Consider the following 22,306-nt stretch of genomic DNA (forward strand, 5'->3'; position numbering starts at 1 on the left):
TTGTTCTCGTCAAGGTCAGTTTTTAATGTGGCAGGTATCCACCGCGCTCGCTTCGGTGGCGCCTGCAACCTGACGAGAACAATACGATGGCCGACATCATCACGCTGCGCGACGCCATTTCGCGCCATGTCCAGGACGGCGATTGCGTCGCCCTCGAAGGCTTCACCCACCTGATTCCCACTGCCGCTGCTCATGAGATCATCCGCCAGGGCAAGAAAGACCTGCACCTGGTACGCATGACCCCGGACCTGGTCTACGACCTGCTGATCGGCGCCGGTTGCGCGCGCAAGCTGACCTTCTCCTGGGGCGGCAACCCCGGTGTCGGCTCGCTGCACCGCCTGCGCGACGCGGTCGAGAAGCACTGGCCACACAAGCTGGAAATCAGCGAGCACAGCCACGCCGCCATGGCCAACGCCTACGTGGCCGGCGCCTCCAACCTGCCGTTCGCCGTGCTGCGTGGCTACCAGGGTTCTGATCTGGTCAAGGTCAATCCGGAGATCAAGTTCATCGATTGCCCGTTCAGCGGCGAGAAGCTGGCGGCGATCCCCAGCGTGCGCCCGGACGTCACCGTGATTCACGCGCAGAAGGCCGACCGCAAGGGCAACGTGCTGATCCAGGGCATCCTCGGCGTGCAGAAGGAAGCCGCCCTGGCCGCCAAGCGTTGCATCGTTACCGTCGAAGAAATCGTCGACGACCTGCAGGCACCGATGAATGCCTGTGTGCTGCCGACCTGGGCCATCAGCGCGGTCTGCGTGGTACCTGGCGGTGCCCATCCGTCCTACGCCCATGGCTATTACGAGCGCGACAACCGCTTCTACCAGGCCTGGGACCCGATTGCCCGTGACCGCGACACCTTCACCGCCTGGATCGACGAGTTCATCCGTGGCACCGAGGATTTTGCGCAGTACCAGGCGAAAGTGAATGGGGAGGCCAAGTGATGAGCGCGTTCAACACCAATGAAATGATGACCGTGGCTGCCGCTCGCCGCCTCGGCAATGGCAGTGTTTGCTTCGTCGGCATCGGCCTGCCGTCCAAGGCCGCCAACCTGGCGCGCCTGACCCATGCCCCGGAAGTGGTGCTGATCTATGAATCCGGCCCGATTGGCGCCAAGCCGAGCGTGCTGCCGCTGTCCATCGGTGACGGCGAGCTGGCGGAAACCGCCGACACCGTGGTGCCGACCGGCGAGATTTTCCGCTACTGGCTGCAGGGCGGGCGCATCGACGTTGGCTTCCTCGGCGCCGCCCAGGTCGACAAGTTCGGCAACATCAACACCACCGTGATCGGCGATTACCACGCGCCGAAAGTGCGCTTGCCGGGCGCCGGTGGCGCGCCGGAAATCGCCGGTTCGGCGAAGAAGGTGCTGATCATCCTCAAGCAGGGCCATCGCACCTTTGTCGACAAGCTGGCCTTCATCACCTCGGTTGGCCATGGCGAGGGTGGCGATCATCGCAAGCGCCTGGGCCTGCCAGGTGACGGCCCGGTGGCGATCATCACCGACCTGTGCATCATGGAGCCGGAAGCCGGCACCAACGAATTCATCGTCACTTCGCTGCACCCGGGCGTGACCCGCGAGCAGGTGATCGAGAACACCGGCTGGCAGATTCGCTTCGCCGACAACCTGACCACCACCGAGGCGCCGAAAGCTGAGGAACTGGCCGCCCTGCGTGACCTGGAAGCGCGCACCGCCGCCGCTCATGGTCAGGCTGGAGGTGAGGAATGAGCCGCGACGTATTCATCTGCGACGCCGTGCGCACGCCGATTGGCCGCCTCAATGGAGCGTTGTCGGCGGTGCGTGCCGACGACCTGGCGGCGATTCCGCTCAAGGCACTCATCGAGCGTAACCCGCAGGTCGACTGGTCTGCCGTCGATGAAGTGTTCATGGGCTGCGCCAACCAGTCCGGCGAAGACAACCGCAACGTCGCCCGTATGGCGCTGTTGCTCGCCGGTTTGCCGGAAACGGTGCCGGGCGTGACCCTCAACCGCCTGTGCGCCTCGGGTATGGAGGCGGTGGGCGCTGCCTTCCGCGCCATCGCCTCGGGCGAGATGGAGCTGGCCATCGCGGCTGGCGTCGAGTCCATGACCCGCGCGCCTTACGTGATGGGCAAGGCCGACAGCGCCTTTGGCCGTGGCCAGAAGCTGGAAGACACCACCCTGGGCTGGCGCTTCGTAAATTCGCTGATGAAAGCGCAGTACGGCGTCGACCCGATGCCGGTCACCGGTGACAACGTCGCCGAGGACTACGGCGTCAGCCGCGCCGACCAGGATGCCTTCGGCCTGCGCAGCCAGCAGCGTGCGGCGGCGGCCCAGGAGAGCGGCTACTACGCCGAGGAAATCGTCCCGGTGGTGATCAAGACCAAGAAGGGCGAGATCGTCGTCGACCGTGACGAGCACCCGCGTGCCGACACCACCGCCGAAGGTCTGGCCAAGCTCAAGCCGGTCAATGGCGAAGGCAAGACCGTCACCGCCGGCAACGCCTCGGGCCTCAACGACGGCGCCTCGGCGATGATCCTGGCCTCGGCCGAAGCGGTGCAGAAGTACGGCCTCAAGCCGCGCGCCAAGGTGCTGGGCATGGCCAGCGGCGGCGTGGCGCCACGCATCATGGGCGTCGGCCCAGTGCCGGCGGTGCGCAAGCTGCTGGCACGGCTGAACCTGAGCATCGAGCAGTTCGACGTGATCGAGCTGAACGAAGCCTTCGCAGCCCAGGGGCTGGCCGTCACCCGCGACCTCGGTCTGCCGGACGACAGCGCCAAGGTCAACCCGAACGGCGGCGCCATCGCCCTCGGCCACCCGCTGGGCATGAGCGGTAACCGCCTGGTGCTGACTGCGGTTCATCACCTGGAGAAGACCGGCGGCAAACTTGGCCTGGCGACCATGTGCGTAGGCGTCGGCCAAGGCCTGGCGCTGGCCATCGAGCGGGTGTGACGCTCTGAACTTTGTGGGAGGCGCTTCAGCGGCGACGCCTTTGATCCGTCGCGGCTGAGGCCCTCCCACGGTGCCGTGCGCGGCGCCGCCGGTTGATGCCACACTAGCTGTACATTTTTCCCAGGAGCGTTGCGCGCGTGAGCAACCAACTTTTCGATGCCTATTTCACCGCGCCGGCCATGCGCGCGATCTTCTGCGACGCCGGGCGGGTGCAGGGCATGCTCGACTTCGAGGCCGCCCTGGCACGGGCCGAGGCGCGCGTGGGGCTGATCCCCTCCGAGGCCGTGGCGCCCATCGCGGCGGCTTGCAAGGCCGAACTCTACGACTATCCGGCGCTGGCCCAGGCCATCGCTACGGCGGGTAATTCCGCCATCCCGCTGGTCAAGGCACTGGGCAAACGCATCGCCGCCACTGACCCCGAGGCCGAGCGTTACGTTCATCTTGGCGCTACCAGCCAGGACGCCATGGATAGCGGCCTGGTGCTGCAACTGCGCGCGGCCATTGGCCTGCTGGAAAGCGATCTGGCGAAGCTGGCCGATGCCCTGGCGGCGCAGGCCGAGCGTCATATCGACACCCCGCTGGCCGGGCGTACCTGGCTGCAGCAGGCCACGCCGGTCACCCTCGGCATGAAGCTGGCCGGTGTGCTCGGCGCCGTGACCCGCCATCGTCAGCGCCTGAGCGAGCTCAAACCGCGCTTGCTGAGCCTGCAGTTCGGCGGTGCTTCCGGCAGCCTAGCGGCGCTCGGTGATGCCGGCTGGTCGGTCAGCGGAGCGCTGGCGCAGGAGCTGGAACTGACCCTGCCCGAGCAGCCCTGGCATACCCAGCGTGATCGTTTGGTGGAATTCGCCAGCCTGTTGGGGATGATCGCCGGCAGCCTGGGCAAGCTCGGTCGTGACCTCAGCTTGCTGATGCAGACCGAAGCCGGCGAAGTCTTCGAGCCGTCGGCGCCGGGCAAGGGCGGTTCGTCCACCATGCCGCACAAGCGTAATCCGGTCAGCGCCGCGGTGTTGATCGGTGCCGCGACGCGAGCGCCGGGCCTGGTGGCGACCATGTTCAGCGCGATGCCGCAGGAGCACGAGCGCAGCCTCGGTCTGTGGCATGCCGAGTGGGACACCCTGCCGGAGCTGTGCTGCCTGGTCTCCGGCGCCCTGCAGCAGGCGCTGCTGGTGGTGCCGGGGCTGGAGGTGGATGCCGCGCGTATGCGCGCCAATCTGGAGCTGACCCAGGGCCTGGTGCTGGCCGAGGCGGTGAGCATCGCCCTGGCGCAGAAGATCGGCCGCGACGCTGCTCATCACCTGATCGAACAGTGCTGCAAACAGGCGGTGCGCGAGGGCGTTCATCTACGCGCTGTACTTGGCGACAACGCCGAGGTCAGCGCACAACTCTCTGCTGCCGAGCTGGATTCTCTGCTCGATGCGGCGCATTACCTGGGCCAGGCCCGCCGCTGGGTCGAGCGGGCCGTTGCCGAACACACGCAATTTTCCTCTTAGGAGTTGTCCATGCCTGCCGTACGTCTCGCCGATGGCGATTTGAACTACCTGCTCGATGGCCCGGCCGGTGCGCCGGTGCTGGTGCTGTCCAACTCGCTGGGTACCGACCTGCACATGTGGGACGCCCAGATCCCGGCCTTCACCCAGCACTTCCAGGTGCTGCGCTACGACACCCGTGGTCACGGCGCCTCGCTGGTGAGCGAGGGCCCGTACAGCATCGAACAGAACGGCCGCGACGTGCTGGCCCTGCTCGATGCGCTGGGCATTGCCAAGGCGCATTTCTGCGGCCTGTCCATGGGTGGCCTGATCGGCCAGTGGCTGGGCATCAACGCGCCCGAGCGCATCGAGCGCCTGGTGCTGTGCAACACCGCCGCCAAGATCGGTACGCCGGAGGTGTGGAACCCGCGCATCGAAACCGTGCTGGCCGGTGGCGCGCAGGCCATGCGTGATCTGCGTGATGCGTCGATCTCGCGCTGGTTCACCGCCGACTTCGCCGAGGCCAATCGGGACAAGGTCGAGCCCATCGTCGGCATGCTGGCGCAGACTTCGCCCGAAGGCTACGCAGCCAACTGTGCGGCGGTGCGTGATGCCGACTACCGCGAGCAGCTCGGCAGCATCAAGGCGCCGACGCTGATCGTCTGCGGCAGCGGCGACCCGGTCACCACGGTCGAGCATGGCCGCTTCATGCAGGAACGCATCGCAGGCGCCGAACTGGTGGCGTTCCACGCCGCGCACCTGTCCAACGTGCAGGCCGGCGATGACTTCAGCCAGCGCGTGCTGGTCTTCCTGACTGCCTGAGCACACGCCTTCTTCGAGGATTGATCGATGGATGAGAAACAACGCTACGACGCCGGCATGCAGGTGCGCCGCGCGGTACTGGGCGATGCCCATGTCGACCGCAGCCTGGAGAAACTCACGCCGTTCAACAGTGAGTTCCAGGAGATGATCACCCGCCATGCCTGGGGCGATATCTGGACGCGCCCGGGCCTGCCACGTCACACCCGCAGTCTGATCACCATCGCCATGCTCATCGGCATGAACCGCGAGGGCGAGCTGACGCTGCACCTGCGCGCGGCGAAGAACAACGGGGTGAGCCGCGAAGAGATCAAGGAAGTGATCATGCAGAGCGCCATCTATTGCGGCATTCCGGCGGCCAACGCCACCTTCCACCTGGCCGAAGCCGTGTGGGACGAGCTGGGTGTGGAATCGCTGGAAGACTGATTCCTACGAGCAATGCAGCGCTGCCCGAACCACGCATTCGGGCGGCGCTTTTTTATGCCTGCCATCCGTGGCCGCAGGATGTCAGATCGTGGCCGCGTGGCGCCCGGCGATATAGCCGAAGGTCAGCGCCGGCCCAATGTTGATGCCGCCCGAGGGGTAGTGCCCGCCCAGGGGGCTGGCCATGTCCGTGCCCGCTGCATACAGCCCAGGTATCGGCTGGCCACCAGCGTCCAGCACTCGCGCCTGACCATCGGTGCGTAGACCGGCGAAGGTGCCGAAGCAGCCCGGTTGCACCTTCACCGCATAGAACGGGCCGTGCTCGATGGGCGCCACGCAGGGATTGGGGCCGGCGTGCTGGGCATCGCCGCTGCGACGGTTGAAGGGCGTGCTGCCACGGCCGAATTGCGGGTCTTCGCCCAGGCGCGCGTGGCGGTTGAATGCGTTGACGGTGGCGACCAGGCCAAGCGGATCGATGCCGCAGGCGACAGCCAGTTCTTCAAGGGTGTCGCCGCGCTTGAGGTAGCCGTTGCGGATATGCGGCGACACCGGCAGCGGTGCCGGGCGTGCGAAGCCGAGGCCGTAACGGCGCTGGAAGCGGTGGTCGCAGATCAGCCAGGAGCAGGCTTCCTGATCCTCGGGGATGGCCTTGAGCATGGCGTCGACGTAGTCGTAGTAGCCGCCGGCCTCGTTGACGAAGCGCTGGCCGTTTTGCAGCACGCCGATGATGCCGGGCTTGCCGCGGTCGATGATGTGCGGGAAGTGGCCGACGCTGCCGTCGGGGTAGGGCACCTTGGACACTGGTGCCCAGGCCACTGGCGAGCGCAGGTCGTCGGCTACGCAGCCGCCAACGCTTTCGCCCAGACGCAGGCCGTCGCCGGCACAACTGGCTGGCGGCAGGGCGAGGTTATCGTGGCCGCTGGCATCACGCGGGAACATCGCCTTGCGCCGTGCCGGATCGTTGGGGAAGCCGCCAGCCGCCAGCACGACGGCCTTGGCCCGGATAGTCTTTTCCTCGCCGGCATGCAGCACCACGGCGCCGCATACGCTGCCGTTCTCGACGATCAGGCGTTGCGCGGGTGTGGACTCCAGCATCTGTACACCGAGATCCTGCGCCGAGCGCGCCAGGCGGGCGATCAGTGCCACGCCGTTTACCAGGTGCATGGCGCGACCATAGCGAGCCAGATGGTAGAGGTGGCTGGTGAAGCGCCGGATCACGTGCAGCAGCGCCTTGGGCGAGCGGGTCATGTTGAGGAAGGCGGCCAGATCGGCGCCGGCCATGATCGGCATGCCCATGAATGACGTCTCGCGCATGGTCTTGCGCAGGCGCGGCAACAGGTCGAGCACCTCGCGGCCATCGTAGGGCGCGGCGATGACCTGATGACCGCCGGTAGCAGCGCCGGGCGTGTCGCCGTGCATATCGGGGATGCCGTTGCCATCGACGAACTGCAGTGCGGTGTGCTGCTCGAAGAAGGCCACCATGTCCGGGCAGTTCTGCAGAAAGGCGTCCACCAGCTCGGGGCGATAATGCTCGCCCAGCTCGTTGCGCAGGTAGGTACGCGGTTGTTCGATGTCTTCGACGATGCCGGCGCGCTGGGCCAGCGGGTTGCGCGGCGCCCACAGCCAGCCGCCGGACCAGGCGGTTGCGCCGCCCAGCACCGCGTCCTTCTCCACCAGGACCACCCGTTTGCCCAGGTGCGCGGCGCTGACCGCAGCAGCCAGCCCGGCCGCGCCAGAGCCGACCACCAGCAGGTCGCAGTCGAGTGGGGCATTGGACATGGCAGATCTCCGAATTTGTTATTTATTGGAACTTGGTTCCGGATTTTATGTGGCGACTCTCGAGGCGCCAAGCACTGTCGGATGATTCACCCGGGAAGTCGTGCGGTTAGCGATCAATTATTGCCGGTGTAGCGCGGATGCAATCCGCGAAAGGGCAGTGATTGCGTCGTGCTCATGAGCCGCGATGGTGGACAAGCTGCGCGTTGTCCACCCTACTGCTCAGCTCCAGCCCTCAGGTACGAAAGCGACCGATGCGCAGCTGCAACTCGCCACCCAGCCTGGCCAGCTCGGCGCTGGACAGTGCAGTTTGTTCGGTCGCGTTGGCGCTTTGTTCGCCGATGCTGCGCACGTTGTCCAGGCTACGGTTGATTTCCATCGCCACCGCACTCTGCTGCTCGGCGGCACTGGCGATCTGCTGGTTCATCTGCTCGATCAGCGCAACGGCCTGATTGATCTGCGTGAGGCTCTGACCGGCCCGCTCGACGCTGCTCACTGCATCCTGGCTGAGGCTCTGGCTGGCCTGCGTCTGAGCGACGGCCTGTTGCACGCGATGCTGCAGGCTGGCAATCAGCGCTTCGATCTCGCTAGTCGAGTCCTGGGTGCGGCGCGCCAGGGCGCGTACTTCATCGGCGACCACGGCGAAGCCGCGGCCTTGTTCACCGGCGCGCGCCGCTTCGATGGCGGCGTTGAGCGCGAGCAGGTTGGTCTGCTCGGCGATGGACTTGATCACATCCAGCACGCTGCCGATGCGTTGGCTCTCGCCTTGCACCTGGCCGACGGTCTGCCCGGTGTGCGCCACTTCAGCGGCCAGGCGCTCGATCTGCTCGACGACCTGGCGCACCTGGCGATCACCGTCGCGGGTTTGCGCTTCGGCCTGTTGCGCGGCTTGCGAGGCGTGCTCGGCGTCACCCGCCACTTGCTGCACACTGGCGACCATTTGCTGCATGGCGCTGGCGGTCTGGCCGGACTCCTCACTCTGCTCGCGCACACCCGCACGGGTCTGTTCGCTGACGGCCGATAGCTGTTCTGCCGCCGCGGCAATCTGCGTTGCGCTGCCGCCGATCTGTTCGATCAATTCGCGCAGGTGGTCGCGCATGCTCTGCAGCGCCCCGAGAAGCTGGCCGACCTCGTCACGCCGGATGGCGCTGCGAACACCACTGAGGTCGCCTGCTGCAACCTGTTGCGCTAGCAGCAGGCAGTGCTGCAACGGCCCGACGATCAGGCGGCGAATCAACCAGCTGGCGAGCAGCGCCAGCAGCAACGCGGCAGCGGTAAGCAGGGCAAGAGCCTGCAGCGACGTGCGATTGCCTTCATGCATGACGCGTTGCTGGTGCTGCTGCAGATCGCTGCCTTGCTGCAGCATGCCCTGTGCCAGGTCGGTCAGTTGGCTGCGGCGCTGCTGCTCTGCCTCGCGACTTTGGCGGTAGTGCTCGAAGGATTCGCGGTAGCTGTCGAGCGCCCTTAGCGCTTCGTCCAGGGAGGCCTGCTGCAGGGCTGCCAGTTGCGTGCGCAGTTGCTGCGCCGCCTCGGTCATGGTCACGAAACGTGCCTGCCAGAGGTCGGCATCGGCGTTGTCAGCGCTGCGGATGAACTGCCCCTCAGCCAGGCGCAGTAGCAACAGCATATGGCTCAGGCGGGCTGCCGCCTCGGCCTGGTCGAGACCGTTCTGTGCGCCGCTTTCGCCGTCGAGCAGTTGGTCGCGGATCAGGTTGAACTGGTCCTGAGTGACCATCTCGAACTGGATCAGCGCCTCATCGGCGCGTATCGCCATCCCGGTCTGCGCCGTGCCGGCTTGAGACTGGGTGGCACGCAATTGGGTGAATTGCTGCAGGTAGGCGTCGTTGCCTCGTTGCAGTTGTTGGAATTGCTCGGTATCGCTGGCGATGTCCGTCAGGTCCGCAGCGATACGTGCGTGCTGCTCGGTGATCGCCACCTCATGGCCAGCCAGCGGCGCCAGCAGGTAGTCCTTTTCCAGCAGACGCAGCTGCAGGATCTGTTGCTTGAGGTCCGCGACCTGCAGCGATTGCCCGGCATGCCCGAGAATCTCGCTGGCGGTGCGCCAGCCACCCAGAGCCACTGCCAGGGTCAGCAGCACGACCAGCGAGAAACCCAGCAGGAGTTTGTGGCCGACCTTGAGGTCGGCACTGCGTTCGATAATCCAGCGCATGGTGGTACTTCCTCGAACAGGTGCACATCAAAAAAAAGCCCGTCACGAGGACGGGCTGAACGTGCCGTAACACTAGGAGTCACTTGTGCAGAGATGCAGCGTGATGCTTACAGGAGCGAAAGCGGGTAGTTGATGATCAGGCGGTTCTCGTGGATGTCCTGAGCAGTGCCATCACGGCGTACGTCAGAGTTGCGCCAGCGGATGCTCAGATTCTTGAGGTTGCCTTCCTGGATGGTGTAGGCCAGCTCGGATTCACGGCCCCATTCCTCTGCATCGTCACGGCCACCGAGGCGCGCATTGGAGCCGCTGACATAGCGGTTCATTAGGGTCAAGCCCGGAATGCCGAGGCCGGCGAAGTTGTAGTCGTGGCGGATCTGCCAGGAGCGTTCTTCCGGGTTGTCATAGCTGTTGGTGAAGCCGTCGTTGACCAGCGTGCCGCCGCTGGCGCCGTCGATACGCATGAACTTGGTATCGCCGCTCAGGCGCTGGTAGGCCACCATGAAGCTGTTGTTGCCAGTCTTGGCGGTCAGCGCGCCTTGGTAGACCTTGTTGTCCAGCTTGCCGGCCTTGGCCGCGCCTTCTTCCTTACCGGTGACATAGCCCAGGTTGGCGCCCAGCACCCAGTCGCCGACCGGTTGGCTGTGGGTCAGTTGCACGTAGCTCTGCTTGTAGACGTCTTCCAGGCGTGCGTGCCAGACGCCAACCATGGTGTTGTTGCCGTTGAAGCGGTACTCACCACCACCGAAGTTGAAGTCATCGCCTGCTACGCCGTTGAACGACATGTCTTCGCGACTGGCATCGTTACGCTGGCTGTTCTTCCAGAACTGGCCGCCGTACACAGTCAGACCGTCGATCTCGTTGGACGTCAGCTGTGCGCCCTGGAAGGTTTGTGGCAGCGAGCGACCGTCGTCTGCACGCAGGATCGGCAGTACGGCGAACCACTCCCCGACCTTCAGTTCGGTCTTGGAAATCTTGGCTTTCGCCGCTACGGCGGTACGTCCGAACTGGTCAGCAGCCTGGCCGTCGTCGTGAATAGGCATCAGTTGGGTGTTGGCAGCGCCGCGGTTGCCGTCCAGCTTGATGCTGTAAAGACCGAGCACATCCAGGCCGAAACCGACGGTGCCTTCGGTGAAGCCGGAACGGGCATCGAGAATGAAGCTCTGAGTCCAGCCTTCGGCCTGGCCCTGACGCTCGCGATTAGTTGCCGGGCCGATCATCGGATCGGTGCCGTTCAGGTAGTTGCGGTTGAAGTAGTAATTGCGCAGGCCGAGGGTGACCTTGGCGTCTTCGACGAAGCCGGCGGCCTGGACTCCGACCGAGAGGCTGGAGGCCATGATGGCAACGGCAATTGCACTTGGAGCGAGGTACAGAGCTTTTTTCATTGTTATCGTTTCCTTTTTCAAGGTTGAAAGCTCCCCTCCGCAGCGGCGGATACGCTTCTACATCGGGAAGAGTGGTGGCAGTTATTCGGGGTTCAGCGACGTTCGCCTGAGTGCATTACGGATCCTCTGTCAGCTCAGCCAGCGCACGAGGCACAGGGTGATCGATGGGAAGAGCACGAGGATGACCACGCGCACGATGTCTGAAATCAGGAACGGCACGATGCCCCTGAAGGCGTCACGCATGGGGATGTCACGCGCCATGCCGGCAATCACGTACACGTTCATGCCCAGAGGCGGGGTAACCATGCCGATCTCCACCACCATCAGGGCCAGAATGCCGAACCAGATGGCCTTCTCGGTCTGGTCCAGACCATAGAAGTCCAGCCCCATGATCACCGGGAAGAAAATCGGGATGGTCAGCAGGATCATCGACATGGTGTCCATCACGCAGCCGAGGATCAGGTACAGGATGAGTATCCCGGCTAGCACCAGGAAGGGCGGCAGACCTGCACCGCTGATCGCTTCGGCGATGAAGTTGGGCAACTGCGAGATGGCCAGGAAAGCGTTCATCACATCGGCGCCCAGCAGGATCATGAAGATCATCGCGGTGGTGATGCCGGTACCCAGTAGCACTTCCTTGAGTTCGGCCAGGCGCATCTTGCCCAGCGTGAATGCGAAGAAACCGGTGCCCACGGTGCCGATGGCTGCTGCCTCGGTAGGGGTGAACCAACCGCCGTAGATGCCACCGAGTACGATCAGGAAAATCAGCAGTACCGGCCAGACACCCCGCTGCGCCTGCAGCCGCTGTTTCCAGCTCGAACGCTCCTGCGCTGGCCCGGAGTCCGGGAAGAGGCGCACATAGATGGCGATGGCGATCATGTAGCCGATGACGGCGAGAATGCCTGGTACAAAGGCGGCCATGAACAGCGTGGAGATGTTCTGCTGGGCGAGGATGGCGTAGATCACCAGCACCACCGAGGGCGGGATGAGAATGCCCAGGGTGCCGCCGGCCGCCAGGCAACCGACTGCCAGCGAGTTGGAATACTTGTAGCGCCGCAGCTCTGGCAGGGCCACCTGACCCATGGTCGCCGCAGTCGCCACCGATGAGCCACAGACCGCACCGAAGGCAGCGCAGGAGCCGATAGCGGAGATCGCCAGACCACCGCGCCAGTGCCCGACCATGGCGGCTGCGGCACGGAACAGGCCGGTAGCCAGGCCGCCACGCGAGGCGAACTGCCCCATCAGCAGAAACAGCGGGATCACCGACAGGTCGTACACGGTGTAACGCGCGTAGGCCAATGTCTTCAGGTAATTGAGCAGCGGGTCCCAGCCACTGATCGAGACGTAACCGGCGATACCGGTCAGCAGCATGGCGATGGCGATCGGAATGCGGATGGCCAGCAGAACCAGGAGGAAGGCGAGGAAGAGTCCGCCCAATGCGACGCTGCTCATTGCTGGCCTCCCTCACCGCGCTGGTCGAGCCAGGCGGTGTACAGGGAAACGACGGCCAGCAGGGCGAAAGACGGGGCGAAGGGGGTCATCGACCACCACATCGGGATGCCCATGATGATCGACTCTTCACCGTTGCGATAAGTGTCCAGCGTACCGATTACCGAGCGCCAGGCCAGCAGTGCCGCGCAGGCGGCCATCAGCAGACAGCCGAGCGTGTCGAGATAACGACGGGTGGTAGCCGAGGCGCGCAAGGTGAAGGCATCGACGATGACATTGTTACGACGCAGCTGACACAGCGGCAGGAAGCTCACCACGGCTATGCCACAGCCCATCTGCACCAGTTCGACATCGCCGAGCAGTGGTGCGTCGAACAGGCTGCGCATGGTGATGCTGTAGGCCGACAGCAGAGTTATGGCGACTAGCACCAGGCCACCAGCCAGGGCCAACCAGCGTGCCAGTGTGTCGAGCAACTGGCCGAGTGGGCGCGTGCGCTGGGGCTGCCCAGGCAAGGCAGGGTTTTCGATCATGAGACGACTCCGCAAGGCCGGCATGTGAGATGCCGGCCAGCACAACGAGGGTTGGCGATCAGTTCGGCAGCTTGGCGTTGTAGCTCTCGATCAGGTCACGCACTTCTTGCAACAGTGCGGCGCCGTTCTCGTTGCCTTTGCTCTCGACTTCCTTGATCCAGTCGTTGTCCAGCTTGCGGCCGATGGCCATCCACTTGGCCTGCTCTTCTGCAGGCAGCACGTAGATCTCGTTGCCACGCGCCTCGGCCAGCTTGTGCCCGGTCTCGATCACGTTGGTGTCCCAGATATGGCCGGCCTGACGCGAAATTTCGCGGCCGCTGTTGTCGTCGATGATCTTGCGCAAATCATCGGGCAGGCTGGCGTACTTGGCCGGGTTCATCGCCAGTACCAGGGCGGTGTGCATCAATGCCGGCTGACCCGGGGCCATTTCGGTGTGGTACTTGACCAGTTCCTGCAGTTTGAGCGCCGGGACCACGTCCCAAGGCAGCACGGCGCCGTCGACCACCCCCTTGGACAGTGCTTCTGGAACCTGCGGTACCGGCATGGCCACCGGGGTGGCGCCGAGCATGGAGATCAGCTTGGTGGAAATACGGTTGGCCGAGCGCAGTTTCAGACCACGGAAGTCGGCCAGGCTGCGCACCGGCTTTTTCGCCGTGTGCAGCAGTGCACCATCGGTCAGGTGAGTCGCGAGCAGATGCACGTCGGCGAACTCCTTCTGCCCGTGAGCTTCGAGGAAATCCCACATGGCCTGGCTGCTGGCTTCGGAGGAGCGGCTCATGAACGGCATTTCGAATGCCGATGCCAGCGGGAAGCGGCCACTGGTGTAGCCAGGCAGGGTCCAGACGATGTCGGCGACGCCGTCACGCGCCTGGTCGATCAATTGCGGCGGAGTGCCGCCCAATTGCATGGACGGGTAGAACTGAAACTGGATCCGACCATTGGATTCGGCCGTGATCTTCTCGGCCCAGGGCTTGAGAAAATCGGCTTGGGTCACCGAGTGAGCCGGCAGAAAGTGGTGAACCTTGAGGGTGACCTCGGCCTCGTCGGCGTTGGCCCAGGTCATGACGCTGGTGGCAAGCAGCGTCAGCAAAGCCTTGGAAAGCTTGTGCATCGCAAATGTCCTTTCTTATTCATTGTTAGTAGGCGACTCAGGTACAGCCAAACTCGGCTGCAATACTGCTGCCGCTAGGATTCGCTGTTCGCATGGTGCGAGTTAGCGAGGGGCTATTCAATTCGATTAACGACTTAGTGTGCGATAAACGAACGAATTGCGTGTGCCCAGAGCCTCCTTGGAAGGCCTCGGGCGAATATCGCTCATCACTCCTGTTCGATGGGCTCGTAGGGCAGGCCGACGTAGTTCTCGGCGATGGTTCTGCGGCCGGCTTCGGAACTGACGAAGTAGTCCAGTTCGGTCTCCTGCATGCGGCGGCTGAAGGCATCGGTATCGGGGAAACGGTGCAGCATCGAGGTCATCCACCAGGAGAAACGCTCGGCTTTCCAGATACGCCTCAGGCAGATCGCCGAGTAGCGTTCGAGCAAATCGGTGCGGCCTTCTCGGTAGACCTTGAGCAAAATGCGATAGAGGGTGCTGACGTCGCTCGCCGCAAGATTGAGCCCCTTGGCACCGGTTGGCGGCACGATGTGCGCGGCATCGCCGAGCAGAAACAAGCGGCCATACTGCATCGGTTCGACGACGAAGCTGCGCAGTGGCGCGATGCTCTTCTCGATAGAAGGACCGGTGATCAGCTGACTGGCAATCTGGTCTGGCAGGCGACGCTTGAGTTCGTCCCAGAAGCGCTCGTCGGACCAGTCCTCGACCTTCTCTTCGGCGGCGACCTGCACGTAATAGCGAGTGCGTGTCGGTGAACGCATGCTGCACAGGGCGAAGCCGCGCTCATGGTTGGCGTAGATCAGCTCTTCATGCACCGGGGGCGTGTCGGCCAGAATGCCCAGCCAGCCGAACGGGTACACCCGCTCGAATTCCTTGAGCACACCAGCTGGTATGGATTGCCGCGATACGCCATGGAAGCCGTCGCAGCCTGCGATGTAATCGCACTCCAGGCGCTGAGAGCGGCCTTCGTGCTCAAAGGTCAGGTAAGGGCGTTCGCCCTTGAGTTCGTGCAGTTGCACCTGGCTGGTGTTGTACAGGGTGATTGCGCCACTGGCTTGGCGAGCCTCCATAAGGTCGCGGGTGACTTCGGTCTGGCCGTAGACCATCACGCCTTTGCCACCGGTCAGGGCTTTGAGATCGATGCGTTCGCAGCGACCATCGAAGGCCAGCTGGAAGCCGTCGTGCGGCAGGCCTTCGCGATCCATGCGTGCGGCAACGTCGGCTTCGCGCAATAGATCGACCATGCCCTGCTCGAGTACGCCAGCGCGGATACGGCCGAGTACATAGTCCGGGCTCTGGCGTTCGAGAATGATGTTGTCGATGCCGGCGTTGTGCAGCAGTTGGCCGAGAAGCAGGCCGGAAGGGCCTGCGCCGATGATGGCGACCTGAGTGTTCATTATTGTTCTCCAGTAGGTCATCGGCTTTACGCCGATGACAGGCTCAGGTCTGTATTTTTTGTGGATGCACCTTGGGTTAGAAGGCAATATCGGAAAATATTCTTGGACTTTTCGATGATTTAAGCGCCGCCATGACCGCTTCGAAAGCTTCCCCGGTACCGGTATTCAAACTGTACGGTGAGACGGCTGCATGGCCGACACCTGACCTCATTCACTGCGAATCGATTCCCGAGCGCAGCCAACTGCACGGCTGGGAGATCAAACCGCATCGCCATGGCGATCTGCTGCAGTTGCTCTATGTGCAGGCGGGTGAAGCGGAGCTGGAAATCGAAGGGCAAGTACGCCAGGTAGACCGCGCTTCGTTGCAGGTCGTACCGGCGCTGTGCGTCCACGGTTTTCGCTTTTCCTGCGATGTTCAAGGCTACGTACTGAGCCTGGCGCAGCCGTTGGGTCTGCAGTGGTTGCAGGCGCCGGTGTGCTTTGAGGTGGACGAGCAACGGCGTTATCTGGATGCGCTGTTCGAGTCGATCAGTCAGGAGTACGGCCGCCTGCAACCTGCGCGAGAACTGATGCTGCAGTCGCTGATCAGCGTCCTGCTGGTTGCTGTCGCGCGACGCCAGCTGGCACGAAGCGAGGCGCAGGAACCGGCGCATGGGCGAGGGCGTGAGCATGTGCAGGCTTTCGTGCAATTGCTCGAAACGCACTTTCGCGAGCATCTGCCCATCGAGCATTACGCGTCGCGTCTGGGCATCAGCACTGCGCATCTGAATGCCTTATGCCGGCGATTGGCCGGACAGTCCGCGCTGCAGCTGATCAATCAGCGTCTGCTGCTCGAGGCCAAGCGTTGTCTGGTGTACACCACCATGACCGTAAGCCAGGTCTCGGACAGTCTGGGCTTTTCCGAACCGGGCTATTTTTCGCGCTTTTTCAAAAGAGGCACCGGGCTGGCGCCGAAGGTATTTCGCCTGCATCGCTGAGTAGCGATGCAGGCGAAAGGAAGGCGGGCGCCTAAGGCACCCGTAGGCGGGAATCAGGGCTTGGCGATGCCAACCGAGTCCGGGGAAATCTCGATGGCCTTGGCTTTGTACATCGACCATGTGGTGACCGACTGCCAGCGCTTGAGGAACTCTTCGGCTTCTGCGCCGCTGAGGTTCAGGCTCTGTGCACCGAAGTTCTTCAGGAAGCCCTGGAACTCGGGGTTGGCCACGGCCTTGGCGTAAGCATCGACCAGCTTCTGCTTGACGTCATCCGGAGTGTCCTTGTGCACGAAGGCGCCCCAGAACGGACCCCAAGGCAGGTATTCGGCGATGGCCGGCAGGGACTTGGTGATCGGCTCCACGCCCGGCAGTTCCGGGGTTTCCTCGGTGGCGAACACGGCCAGGGCCTTGAGCTTGCCGCTGCGTACCAGCTCGCGCGCGGCGGCCAGGCTCAGCGGCATGAAGTCGATGTGCTTGCCCATCAGTGCAGTGATACCGGGGCCGTCGCCACCGAAGGTCACTTCACGCACTTTCAGCTCGTCCACTGCGTTGATCATCGCGCTGACGGTGCTCGGCAGGCCGCCGGCACCGGTGGAGCCCATGCGCAGGGTGTCCGGGTTGGCCTTGGCGGCAGCCATCAGCTCGGCCATGTTGTTGAATGGCGCGTCGGCGTTGGCGGCGATCACCACCACGTTCTGGCCGATGATATTGACCGGGTAGAAGTCGGCGTAATCGAAGTCGGCGAGTTTCAGCACTTTATAGAGCTGCGGGTTCTCGGCGCCGAGCAGGATGGTGTAGCCGTTCGGACGTTGCTGCATGACGTGAGTGCTGCCGATGACGGCGGTGCCACCCGGACGGTTGTTGAGGATGAACTTGCCGCCCAGCTCTTTCTCCACGTACGGAGTCAGGCTGCGCATGACGTTGTCGGTGGCGCCGCCTGCACCCCAGGGAATGACCGCCTGGATGCTGCGCTCGGGGTATTCGGCGTGGGCTGGCAGAGCCATGGTGAGGGCGCTGAGTCCGAGAGCGGCGCCAGTCAGTAACGATTTGAACATGTGGAGACTCTCCATCGGTTGTTGTTGTGAGCCCCTGTAGGCCGGGGCACGCCTGGTGAATCGGGTATCAGCCGCGGGTCGAAGCCGGGCTGAACTTGCTCTTGAGTTTCTTCAGTAGCGGGGTGTTGCCCAGCAGGATCAGCACTACCGCGCTGGTCAGGATCAGCGACAGCGGGCTGGTGACCAGACCCTGCAGCAGTTCGCCTGGGTGATCGCCGGCCGAGGACATGGCCTGGCGGTACGAGGTGTCCATCAGCGGGCCGAGGATGGCGCCGAGGATGATCGGGCCCATCTGGAAGCCGAAGATCTTCAGCAGATAACCGAGCACACCGAAGCCGAGCATCCAGTACACCTCGGTCATGCTGCTGTTGATCGAGTAGGTACCGACTACGCAGAGCACCAGGATCAGCGGAATCAGCACGGCCTTGGGCATCTCGACGAACTTGGCGAACAGCTTGATGCCCATCAGGCCGAAGATCATCAGAAACACGTTGGCCAGCAGCAGGTTGCCGACGGTGAAGTAGAAAATGTGCGGGTTCTCTACCATCAGCATCGGGCCGGGGTTAAGGCCATGCACCACCAGGGCGCCGATGATCACCGCGGTGACCGCGTCGCCCGGCATGCCCAGGGTCAGCATCGGCACGTAGGCGCCACCGACCGCTGCACTGTTGGCGGTTTCCGGGGCTACCAGGCCTTCGTAGGCACCCTTGCCGAATGGTTTGGACGGATTTTTCACGGTGCGCTTGGCATGGTCGTAGGCCATCAGCGCAGCGATGTCGCCACCCACGCCCGGCAACACGCCGACCACCACGCCGATGATCGAGGTGCGGATCGACAGCGGCAGGAATTTCAGGACCATGGCGAAGGACGGCAGGATCTTGTCGACCTTCTGCCGAATCACGGGGCTATCCAGGTTATGCAATTGATAGAAGGCCTCGGCGACGCCGAACAGGCCGATCATCAGCACCACGTAGTGGATGCCGCCCATCAGTTCGACCTGGCCGAGGGTGAAGCGCCCTTCGGCGGTGACCGGGTCCATGCCTACCAGACCGATGATCGCACCCAGTGCTGCAGCGAAGATGCCCTTGGCCAGTGAGCCTTCGGATAGGCTGCCGACCAGCAGCAGGCCGATGGTCGCCACCAGAAAGTAGTCGCGCGGAGCGAACCGCAGAGCCAGATCGCCGATCAGCGGTGCGGCACTGGCAAGCATGATGGTGCCGACGATGCCGCCGACCACCGACATTACGGTGCTCAGGCCAATGGCGCGGCCGGCTTCGCCCTGTTGTGCCAGTGGGTAGCCGTCGAAGGCCGTGGCCACTGAGGAGGGCGCGCCGGGGATGTTCAGCAGGATGGCGCTGCGCGAGCCACCGTAAACGCCGCCAATGAAGATGCCGACGATCAGCGCCAGGGCGTCGTTGACGTCCCAGGAGAAGGTGAAGGACACCAGGATGGACACTGCCATGGTCACCGACAGGCCTGGGATGGCGCCGATATAAATGCCGGCAAAGGTGCCCAGCGCAGTCAGCATCAGCAGCTGCGGATCACTCCAGGCCATCAGCAGGTAGGAAAAGGTATCGCTCATCTCGGGTGCCTCGTTATGGCAGGTAAACGCTGAAGGCCAGGCTGAACAGCAGATAGATCAGCACCAGCAACACAGCTGCGATCAGGATGGCGTTGAGAACGCGGCCATTGCGCAGGTAGACGATCGACAGCACCAGAAAAAGGAAGGTGCTGACGTAGAAACTGACCCACTGAATAGCCGCCAGGTACGTCACGGCCAGCAGGCCAAAGATCAGCACAGCTTTGGGGAAATGCTGGCGACGAAACTGTTGGAAGGCATCGAGCCAGCCACTGCAGTCGGGGCGTGCCTTGCCAACCAGTTCGAAGGCAATCTTTACCGCCGACAGGATCATCACCAGCGCCACGCCGATAGGAAAGGCGCCTGGAGAGTTGGCCGAGGAGAAGCCGGAAATCTGGTAGGCCAGGTAGAAGATCACCAGGCTGAACACCAGCAGCAGGGCGCAGAACGTACGCTCGCCGACCAGCATCTTGTCTGTCTTGTTCATGCTATCGCTCCGACAGAATGGGGGAGGGTAAGGGGCTGAGTCAGGCTTTGCGCGCTGGCAGCAGTCTGGCAAGCAGCGAGCTGATCAGGCGCGGCCGGAAGCTCCTGTGCATGTCATGACAGGCAGGTGCGAGGACGGGCATGGCTAGCGTCGATAGGGATGACCAGTCGTCGAGCAACGAGCTGGTGGCCGGGCAAGGAGTGGCCCTGGCTGTGGCATGGGAGGCCGGGGCACGCAGGTGCATAGGCTGTGACATGACAATTGACCTTCTTATATTTATTGGCTGCTGAAACATTCGAAGCGTGATGCACCAGGCAGAAGATCGCTTCGTTTTCAGGCGTGGTAGGAATAGTGAGCCGACCAGGCTGGCCATTTCAATTCGCTAAACGGGGTTCTGTTCGATAACCGAACAAGAACGAACCAGTTAGTACATTACGCGTCGCGTCGGCAGTATCGCGCGTCCGCGTCCCTGCATCCAGAGGCAGGCGTGCGTCTGGCTCGCATCGGCGGGCGCTTGTCTCTTAGAATCGGCGCAAATTTTCCAGGACTCTCTCATGGCCGGCAGTCAGATCGAACGCGCGCTCAGCCTTCTCGAAAGCCTCACTCGCGACGCCCGTGGCGTGCAGATGCAGGCGCTGGCCGATGAGCTGGATATTCCCAAGAGCGCCACGCATCGCATGCTCGCCGAGCTGATTCGCCTGGGTTACGTACGCCAGGATGCGCTCACCAGTCGCTATCGGCTTTCCACCAAACTGGTGGCGCTGGGCTTTCGCTATCTAACCAACAGCGGCGCTGATGTGGTGCAGCCGATTCTCGATGGCCTGGCCGAAACCAGCGGCGAGCTGGTCCGTCTTGGCGTGATCGAGGGCGAGCGCCAGACCTGGATTGCCAAGAGCCAGGGCGCCCGTTCCGGCCTGCGCTACGACCCTGACATGGGGCGTGACGCGCCGCTGTTCTACACCGCATCCGGGCACGCCTGGCTGGCCAGCATGAACGATGCAGAAGCGTTGGCGTTGGTGGCGCGGCAGGGTATCGCCGACCTTGCCGACGTCGGCCCCAACGCGCCACGCAACGAACAGGAGTTGCTGCAGCGCCTGACCCTGGCGCGTCAGCAGGGCTATGCCTGGGTCATGGAAAGTTCGTCGATCGGCACCGCAGCGCTGGCTGCCGTGGTGCGTGACCCGCGTGATGGTCGGGTGATCGGTGTGCTCAGCATCGCCGGCCCCAGCGCACGCTTGCCGCTTGCGCGCATGCACGAGTTGGCGACAGATCTGCTGGCTGCTGCCGAAGAGTTGTCCGCTGCCAGCCCTGCCTCCGAGTTGTTCGCCTGATCGGCTAGAAGCGACACGCCCACGGCCGCGTCATTGTAGGAGCGGCTTCAGCCGCGAAGCACGGTGATTGGCTGCTGAAGCCGCTGCTACGGCCTGTCGAATCCGATTCCTTTGCCGGTTTCGGTGCGCACGGCACACCCTACGACGTTTCCGTACCGCGCAAAGCTCCTCTGTATTTTCGTCTTGCGTAAATTTTGGAACTGAGTTCTAAATATTAAAAAGGTCTGCGCCTGATGCATGGGGTGCACCTGCGTGAGAACGACAACAAGAGGATCGCCGCGTGACTTCCCCTTTGCGTATTGCCCTGATCGGCGCCGGTGTCATGGGCCGTCAGCATCACCAGCACCTGCAGGCTCTGGCCGAGGCGCAGCTGTGCGCCATCGCCGACCCAGGCCCGCAAGTGGCTGACTTCGCGGCTGAATGCGGCGTGCCGTATTTCGCCGATCACTTGCAGATGCTGGAGCAGGCGCGGCCCGAGGCGGTGATCGTCGCCAACCCCAACGCACTTCACGTCAGCACGGCGCTCGATTGCATCGCCGCTGGCGTACCGGTCCTCCTGGAGAAACCGGTGGGCGTGCATCTGGACGAGGTGCGTGAGCTGGTCGCTGCCAGCGAGCGTTCCGGTGTGCCGGTACTGGTTGGCCATCATCGTCGACACAATCCATTGATCGCCCGCGCCCGCGAGCTGATCGAGCAGGGCAGTCTCGGTCGACTGACCACGGTGACCGCGTTGTGGCAGGTGCAAAAGCCCGACAGCTACTACGACATAGCCTGGCGCCGTGAAGCCGCGGCCGGGATGCTGCTGACCAATCTGATTCATGACCTCGACCTGCTGCGCCATCTGTGTGGTGAAGTGCGCCAGGTGCAAGCCATCACCAGCAATGGCGTGCGCGGCTTCACCAACGAGGACAGCGCGGCGGTGCTGCTGCAGTTCGAAGGCGGCGCGCTGGGCAGCCTGACTGGCTCCGACGCCGTTGCCGCGCCCTGGAGCTGGGAGCTGGATTCCGGCGAGAACCCGGTCTACCCGCGCCAGGCCGACCAGCCCTGCTACCTGCTCGCCGGTACGCGGGGCGCCCTGAGCATTCCGCAGCTCAAGCGCTGGCACTACGCCGAAGATGGTGCCGGCTGGCATCAGCCGTTGTTGCAGGTGCAGGAAGGCTTCGATGCCGGCGAAGCCTTGCGCCGTCAGTTGCTGCATTTCATCGCAGTTGCCCGAGGCCAGGCTCAGCCGCTTATCAGCGCCGCCGATGCCGGTCGTACCTTGGCGCTGGTCGAGGCCATCCGCCAGGCGGCGGAGAGCGGACAGGCCTGTAACCCTGAAATCATCTGAGAGGGCGCCTACAAATTGCTGCGCTCGGTCATGCTGCGTTGAAAACAGTCTCAAAATGCTCATGTACTACTCGTACACTCCGCTTTTTCGACTGCTTTCGCC

General features: G+C 63.6%; 19 protein-coding genes and 1 pseudogene. 9 read left to right on the forward strand and 11 right to left on the reverse strand.

Annotated elements, in window-relative coordinates; genetic code table 11:
- Positions 1 to 86: 86 nt before the first annotated feature.
- The 6 genes from RTH74_RS16760 to pcaC all read left to right on the forward strand — a co-directional run bounded on the left by RTH74_RS16760 (position 87) and on the right by pcaC (position 5,633).
- On the forward strand, positions 87 to 938 hold the full coding sequence (locus tag RTH74_RS16760; protein WP_316915390.1) for a CoA transferase subunit A: 852 nt from the start codon (positions 87 to 89) through the stop codon (positions 936 to 938).
- The gene (locus RTH74_RS16765) at positions 938 to 1,720 is read left to right on the forward strand and encodes a CoA-transferase subunit beta (RefSeq protein ID WP_316915391.1); all 783 of its coding nucleotides are present in this window, start codon (positions 938 to 940) and stop codon (positions 1,718 to 1,720) included. Before RTH74_RS16760 ends, RTH74_RS16765 begins: the two co-directional genes overlap by 1 nt.
- A complete protein-coding gene (gene pcaF, locus RTH74_RS16770; protein ID WP_316915392.1) occupies positions 1,717 to 2,922 on the forward strand; it encodes a 3-oxoadipyl-CoA thiolase in 1,206 nt (401 codons plus the stop codon). Before RTH74_RS16765 ends, pcaF begins: the two co-directional genes overlap by 4 nt.
- Positions 2,923 to 3,059: 137 nt before the next feature.
- On the forward strand, positions 3,060 to 4,412 hold the full coding sequence (locus RTH74_RS16775; protein ID WP_420713169.1) for a 3-carboxy-cis,cis-muconate cycloisomerase: 1,353 nt from the start codon (positions 3,060 to 3,062) through the stop codon (positions 4,410 to 4,412).
- 9 nt (positions 4,413 to 4,421) lie between these two features.
- Positions 4,422 to 5,210 carry a 3-oxoadipate enol-lactonase gene (gene pcaD / locus RTH74_RS16780; protein ID WP_316915393.1) on the forward strand — a complete coding sequence of 263 codons (789 nt, stop codon included), beginning with the start codon at positions 4,422 to 4,424 and terminating at the stop codon, positions 5,208 to 5,210.
- A 27-nt stretch (positions 5,211 to 5,237) separates the two neighbouring features.
- Positions 5,238 to 5,633, forward strand: coding sequence for a 4-carboxymuconolactone decarboxylase (gene pcaC / locus RTH74_RS16785; RefSeq protein WP_316915394.1), 396 nt, complete (start codon positions 5,238 to 5,240; stop codon positions 5,631 to 5,633).
- Positions 5,634 to 5,714: 81 nt separating this feature from the next.
- On the opposite strand, the gene RTH74_RS16790 is transcribed toward pcaC, so the two are convergent.
- From RTH74_RS16790 to pobA, 8 genes and pseudogenes are all read right to left on the reverse strand, one after another.
- Positions 5,715 to 7,409, reverse strand: coding sequence for an FAD-dependent oxidoreductase (locus RTH74_RS16790; protein WP_316915395.1), 1,695 nt, complete (start codon positions 7,407 to 7,409; stop codon positions 5,715 to 5,717).
- A gap of 232 nt (positions 7,410 to 7,641) precedes the next feature.
- Positions 7,642 to 8,505, reverse strand: coding sequence for a methyl-accepting chemotaxis protein (locus tag RTH74_RS24260; RefSeq protein ID WP_372857331.1), 864 nt, complete (start codon positions 8,503 to 8,505; stop codon positions 7,642 to 7,644).
- Positions 8,497 to 9,576: pseudogene (locus RTH74_RS24265) on the reverse strand (methyl-accepting chemotaxis protein); the annotation flags it as partial. The pseudogene RTH74_RS24265 and the gene RTH74_RS24260, both read right to left, overlap by 9 nt.
- Before the next feature lie 107 nt (positions 9,577 to 9,683).
- Entirely contained in the window at positions 9,684 to 10,958 is a 1,275-nt protein-coding gene (locus RTH74_RS16800; protein ID WP_104729325.1) for an OprD family porin, read from the reverse strand.
- Positions 10,959 to 11,087: 129 nt separating this feature from the next.
- Entirely contained in the window at positions 11,088 to 12,410 is a 1,323-nt protein-coding gene (locus tag RTH74_RS16805; protein WP_316915397.1) for a TRAP transporter large permease, read from the reverse strand.
- Complete coding sequence (locus RTH74_RS16810; RefSeq protein WP_296229857.1) at positions 12,407 to 12,937, reverse strand: TRAP transporter small permease; 531 nt, start codon at positions 12,935 to 12,937, stop codon at positions 12,407 to 12,409. Before RTH74_RS16810 ends, RTH74_RS16805 begins: the two co-directional genes overlap by 4 nt.
- A 58-nt stretch (positions 12,938 to 12,995) precedes the next feature.
- Positions 12,996 to 14,048, reverse strand: coding sequence for a TRAP transporter substrate-binding protein (locus RTH74_RS16815; protein WP_099526321.1), 1,053 nt, complete (start codon positions 14,046 to 14,048; stop codon positions 12,996 to 12,998).
- A 206-nt stretch (positions 14,049 to 14,254) separates the two neighbouring features.
- Positions 14,255 to 15,445, reverse strand: a complete 1,191-nt coding sequence (pobA, locus tag RTH74_RS16820; RefSeq protein WP_296229855.1) for a 4-hydroxybenzoate 3-monooxygenase — start codon at positions 15,443 to 15,445, stop codon at positions 14,255 to 14,257.
- Between the two features lie 131 nt (positions 15,446 to 15,576).
- On the opposite strand from pobA, the gene RTH74_RS16825 reads away from it, so the two are divergent.
- Positions 15,577 to 16,422 (forward strand): helix-turn-helix domain-containing protein, encoded by an 846-nt coding sequence (locus RTH74_RS16825; RefSeq protein WP_316915398.1) that lies wholly within the window; start codon positions 15,577 to 15,579, stop codon positions 16,420 to 16,422.
- Between the two features lie 53 nt (positions 16,423 to 16,475).
- Here RTH74_RS16825 and RTH74_RS16830 read toward each other — a convergent pair whose 3' ends face one another.
- The 3 genes from RTH74_RS16830 to RTH74_RS16840 form a co-directional block, all read right to left on the reverse strand.
- Positions 16,476 to 17,477 carry a tripartite tricarboxylate transporter substrate binding protein gene (locus RTH74_RS16830; protein WP_013717226.1) on the reverse strand — a complete coding sequence of 334 codons (1,002 nt, stop codon included), beginning with the start codon at positions 17,475 to 17,477 and terminating at the stop codon, positions 16,476 to 16,478.
- A 67-nt stretch (positions 17,478 to 17,544) separates the two neighbouring features.
- Positions 17,545 to 19,059 (reverse strand): tripartite tricarboxylate transporter permease, encoded by a 1,515-nt coding sequence (locus RTH74_RS16835; protein ID WP_074856959.1) that lies wholly within the window; start codon positions 19,057 to 19,059, stop codon positions 17,545 to 17,547.
- A 13-nt stretch (positions 19,060 to 19,072) separates the two neighbouring features.
- A complete protein-coding gene (locus tag RTH74_RS16840) occupies positions 19,073 to 19,543 on the reverse strand; it encodes a tripartite tricarboxylate transporter TctB family protein (protein WP_316915399.1) in 471 nt (156 codons plus the stop codon).
- A gap of 554 nt (positions 19,544 to 20,097) precedes the next feature.
- Here RTH74_RS16840 and RTH74_RS16845 point away from each other — a divergent pair.
- Both RTH74_RS16845 and RTH74_RS16850 read left to right on the forward strand, forming a co-directional pair.
- Positions 20,098 to 20,874, forward strand: coding sequence for an IclR family transcriptional regulator (locus RTH74_RS16845; protein ID WP_316915400.1), 777 nt, complete (start codon positions 20,098 to 20,100; stop codon positions 20,872 to 20,874).
- Between the two features lie 280 nt (positions 20,875 to 21,154).
- Positions 21,155 to 22,204 carry a Gfo/Idh/MocA family oxidoreductase gene (locus RTH74_RS16850; protein ID WP_316915401.1) on the forward strand — a complete coding sequence of 350 codons (1,050 nt, stop codon included), beginning with the start codon at positions 21,155 to 21,157 and terminating at the stop codon, positions 22,202 to 22,204.
- Positions 22,205 to 22,306: the final 102 nt, after the last annotated feature.

The organism is Pseudomonas sp. zfem001, assembly GCF_032621725.1.
Taxonomy (GTDB): Bacteria; Pseudomonadota; Gammaproteobacteria; order Pseudomonadales; family Pseudomonadaceae; genus Aquipseudomonas; species Aquipseudomonas sediminis.